The following is a 3,606-nucleotide window of genomic DNA, read 5'->3' as shown; positions in this document are numbered from 1 at the left end:
CTCTTTCCAGCCGATTCCTCCGGCTCGGTTCGGCCGTCTGTTCCCCCTTTCCCGGCCGCCGGATCCCGCACGGCCGCCCCGCCCGTCCCGGCGGCGGGTCGCACGCGCGGGTGACGTCGGCAAGACGTAGGAGAGCCGGCGGGTTTACGGGGTAGGCGCCAGACCGACGCCGGCCCCGGCGGACGCGCTCCACCGGGCCGGCGACAGTCGCAGGCACCGAAGGAGCCGAGCCGTCGTACCCGGACCAGCAGTGGACGCCCGACCGGGCCCCGCCCTCTCGCCCGCCCGTCGAGCCGGGCCGGCCGTCCCGGTTCCGGGCGGTGGTCGGCCTGGTCACAGAGCCGGGAGCGGGTTTGGCCCGGCCGTACACCGGTCGCTACGGTGGGCGGTCGGCAATGATCGGCTTCGAGAGCCGGCCCACCGGCACACCTGGCTGTGCGAGAGGAGAGGATGACAGTGCCCGAGCAGGACGCGGCCGTATCGGCACCTCAGGTGGTGAGTACCTTCCTGGAACAGCGCAAGGAGCAGATCGCCCAGCGCTGGGCCGACACGCCCTTGTTCCGCTCGGTCTTCACCGTCTCCCGCGACGAGGCGGTGGAGGCGTGCAAGGCCGTGGTGGAAGCGCTCTCCGAGGTGGCCGTCAGCGGACGGCTGGAAGACGTGGGCTCGCCCGGCTTCGTGCCGGTGCGCGACCAGTTGGGACGGATGACGCAGACCCGGGCCCGCGCCGGGTCCACCGCCTCGCAGATCGCCGACGAGGTGGCCGGGCTGCGCATGCCCGCGGTGGACCTGCTGCGTGAGGAGTTCACCGACCCCACGGCCCCGGGGGCCCAGGAGGCCGTGCTGGCGCTGACCCTGCTGCTGGGCACGCTGCGGCTGGTCGTGATGGAGACGGCGCTGGACGCGAACGCCGAGCTGATCGAGCGGCAGCGGCAGCAGCTGCTCGAGGTGGCCACCCCGGTGATCAAGCTGTGGGAGGGCACGGTCGCCGTGCCGCTGATCGGCACCCTGGACAGCGCGCGCAGCCAGGTGGTGATGGAGTCGTTGCTGGAGGCGATCGTGGACCAGCGGGCCCGGTACGCGATCCTCGACATCACCGGTGTGCCGACCGTCGACTCGCTCGTCGCCCAGCACCTGATGAAGACGGTCGCCGCGGCCCGGCTGATGGGCGCGGAATGCATCGTCTCCGGCATCCGCCCGGCCATCGCGCAGACCATCGTCCACCTCGGCATCGACCTCGGGACGATCATCACCCGGTCCTCGCTGGCCGACGCGCTGGCCTACGCGCTCGGCAAACAGGGCATCGAGGTGTCCCGGGCGCACACGGATGCGGGTGCCCGGTGAACCAGCCCCTCCCCGGCCAGCCGGCCCACGTCCCGGTGCTCGCCCTCGGCGACGTGCTGCTGGTCTCCCTCCAGGGCGAGCTGCACGACGGCCTGGCCGAGCAGTTGCAGCAGGACATCACCCACCGCATCGCCGGCAACCGGGTGACCGGAGTGGTGATCGACATCTCCGGGGTGGACATCGTCGACTCCTTCCTCGGCCGGGTGCTCGCGGAGATCGCCTCCACGGCCGGGCTGCTGGCGGCGCGTACGGTCCTGGCCGGGATGCGGCCCGCCGTGGCGATCACCCTGGTCGAGCTGGGGCTCACGCTGCCCGGCCTGGACACCGCGCTGGACGTGGACCGTGCCATGGAACTGCTGAACCAGAGGGGGAGCTGATGCAGCCGTCCGGCCGGATCTCCACGACGAGCCTGCCCATCGGCTCGGACGCGGATCTGGCCTGGGTACGGCAGCAGGTGCGGCAGTGCGCGGCGGGGCTCGGCTTCGGCTTGGTGCAGCAGACCAAGCTGGTCACGGCGGCGAGCGAGCTGGCCCGCAACACTCTGGTGCACGGCGGTGGCGGGCGGGTGGAGATCACCTCGCTGGACAACGGGCGCAGTCGCGGCCTGCGGATGTGTTTCATCGACGAGGGTCCGGGCATCCGCGATCTGGAACTGGCCATGACCGACGGGTACACCACCGGCGGCGGCCTGGGGCTGGGACTGAGCGGAGCGAAGCGGCTGGTGCACGAGTTCAGTGTCGACACCGAGCCCGGCCGGGGCACGACCGTCACGGCCGTGGCCTGGGTGGTCCAGGTGCCCGCGTCGCGCCCGGGGGTGTGATGAGCCGGGTGTGGGAGATCCCGGTGCACGACTCCACCCGGGTGCGGGCCGCCATCCCGCTGGACGCTCCCGGCGTGATCGCCGGGGACACCGCCACCGGCGTGCTCTCGGAGCTCACCCGGCTGCTCGGCGCGCACCGGGTCTGGGAACGCTTCCCGTCCGCCGCCTGACCGGCCGGACGGGGGAATGTCGCGGCGAGGGCCGCCCGGACGGCGTAGCAGCGGAGGCGAACCGCACATCCCCCCGATGTGATGGAGACGTTCCGACGTCAACCAGTGAGGCAGAACATGCGTCTTCGTTCCTTGGCCACCACCACCGTCATCACCGCAGCCCTCGCCCTGGCCGGCACGGCCGACGCCTTCGCCTCCGACGGCGGCGGCGCGTCCGCGGTGGGCGTCGCCGCCAACAGCCCCGGGGTCCTGTCCGGCAACGTCATCCAGGTGCCGATCGAGATCCAGGCCAACGTCTGCGGCAACAGCATCGACATCATCGGCCTGCTGAACCCGGCCTTCGGCAACGCCTGTCTGAACAAGTGACCCCCGCCGTGCGCCGGCCCCCGCGACGGGGGGCCGGCGCACGGCCGTTCACCCGCTCGTGGTGCGGCACAGCAACAGGCAGATGTCGTCGTCGTGTTCGGAGTCGTGCAGCATCGGCTTCAGCAGCGCGTCGGCCGCCGCGTCCAGCGCCGACAGCTCCGCGGGGCCGAGCACCTGCATCGCGCGGGCGAGCCGGTCGATGCCCGCGTCGATCCCGGCGGTCCGCCGCTCCACCAGACCATCCGTGTACAGCGCGAGGACGGATCCGGCCGGCAACTCGACGGTGTGCTCCTCGTACTCGTACGGCAGCGGCACCCCCAGCATGATCCCCGGCTTCGCCTCCAGCACCCGCACCTGTCCCCGCGGTCCGCGGGCGACGGCCGGCGGATGCCCCGCGGCGGCCCACACCACCTCCGGCTCCCCGGGCGTGAACCGGGCGATGGCACACGTCGCGTACAGCTCCGGCTGCTGATGGCGGAGCATGCGGTGCAGCAGGGTGAGGATCCGCGCCGGGCCGTTGCCCTCGACGGCGTAGGCGCGCAGCGCGGTGCGCAACTGGCCCATGATGACCGCCGCGCGCAGCCCGTGTCCGGTGACGTCACCTATCACCGCCAGCACACTGCCGTCCGGCTGGGTGAAGGCGTCGTACCAGTCGCCCCCGATGTTCAGGCCGTGCGTCGCCGGCAGATAGCGCGCGGCCAGGTCCAGGCCCCGCACGGAGGGCAGCTTCGTCAGCTGCGCGCGTTGCAGCGCCTCGGCGACATCCCGGTGCTGCTCGTACTGACGGGCGTTCTCCAGCGCGATGCCCGCCCGCCGGGCCAGCTCCAGCAGCATCACGGTGGTGTCCGGGGCGAAGCGGTCGCCCGGCGCGGCCAGTGTCAGCACCCCCTGCACGGTGCGCCCGCC

The 3,606-nt window shown here is 72.7% G+C and carries 6 protein-coding genes; 5 read left to right on the top strand and 1 reads right to left on the bottom strand.

The window, feature by feature from the left end:
- Positions 1-450 precede the first annotated feature (450 nt).
- From H5J33_RS27450 to H5J33_RS27430, 5 genes are all read left to right on the top strand, one after another.
- On the top strand, positions 451-1,344 hold the full coding sequence (locus H5J33_RS27450; protein WP_181797525.1) for an STAS domain-containing protein: 894 nt from the start codon (positions 451-453) through the stop codon (positions 1,342-1,344).
- Positions 1,341-1,721, top strand: a complete 381-nt coding sequence (locus H5J33_RS27445) for an STAS domain-containing protein (RefSeq protein WP_181797524.1) — start codon at positions 1,341-1,343, stop codon at positions 1,719-1,721. The genes H5J33_RS27450 and H5J33_RS27445 overlap by 4 nt, the downstream gene beginning before the upstream one ends.
- Positions 1,721-2,164 carry an ATP-binding protein gene (locus H5J33_RS27440; RefSeq protein ID WP_181797523.1) on the top strand — a complete coding sequence of 148 codons (444 nt, stop codon included), beginning with the start codon at positions 1,721-1,723 and terminating at the stop codon, positions 2,162-2,164. Before H5J33_RS27445 ends, H5J33_RS27440 begins: the two co-directional genes overlap by 1 nt.
- Positions 2,164-2,334, top strand: coding sequence for a hypothetical protein (locus H5J33_RS27435; RefSeq protein ID WP_181797526.1), 171 nt, complete (start codon positions 2,164-2,166; stop codon positions 2,332-2,334). Before H5J33_RS27440 ends, H5J33_RS27435 begins: the two co-directional genes overlap by 1 nt.
- Before the next feature lie 117 nt (positions 2,335-2,451).
- Entirely contained in the window at positions 2,452-2,700 is a 249-nt protein-coding gene (locus tag H5J33_RS27430) for a chaplin (RefSeq protein WP_181797522.1), read from the top strand.
- A 48-nt stretch (positions 2,701-2,748) separates the two neighbouring features.
- Here H5J33_RS27430 and H5J33_RS27425 read toward each other — a convergent pair.
- Positions 2,749-3,606 (bottom strand): PP2C family protein-serine/threonine phosphatase (locus tag H5J33_RS27425; RefSeq protein ID WP_181797521.1); only part of this gene is annotated, 858 nt, incomplete at its 5' end.

Source organism: Streptomyces sp. WELS2 (genome assembly GCF_013870595.1).
Classification (GTDB): Bacteria; Actinomycetota; Actinomycetes; order Streptomycetales; family Streptomycetaceae; genus Streptomyces.
Note: the sequence above shows the minus strand (reverse complement) of the source record. Positions and strands in the feature narration are given on the sequence as shown.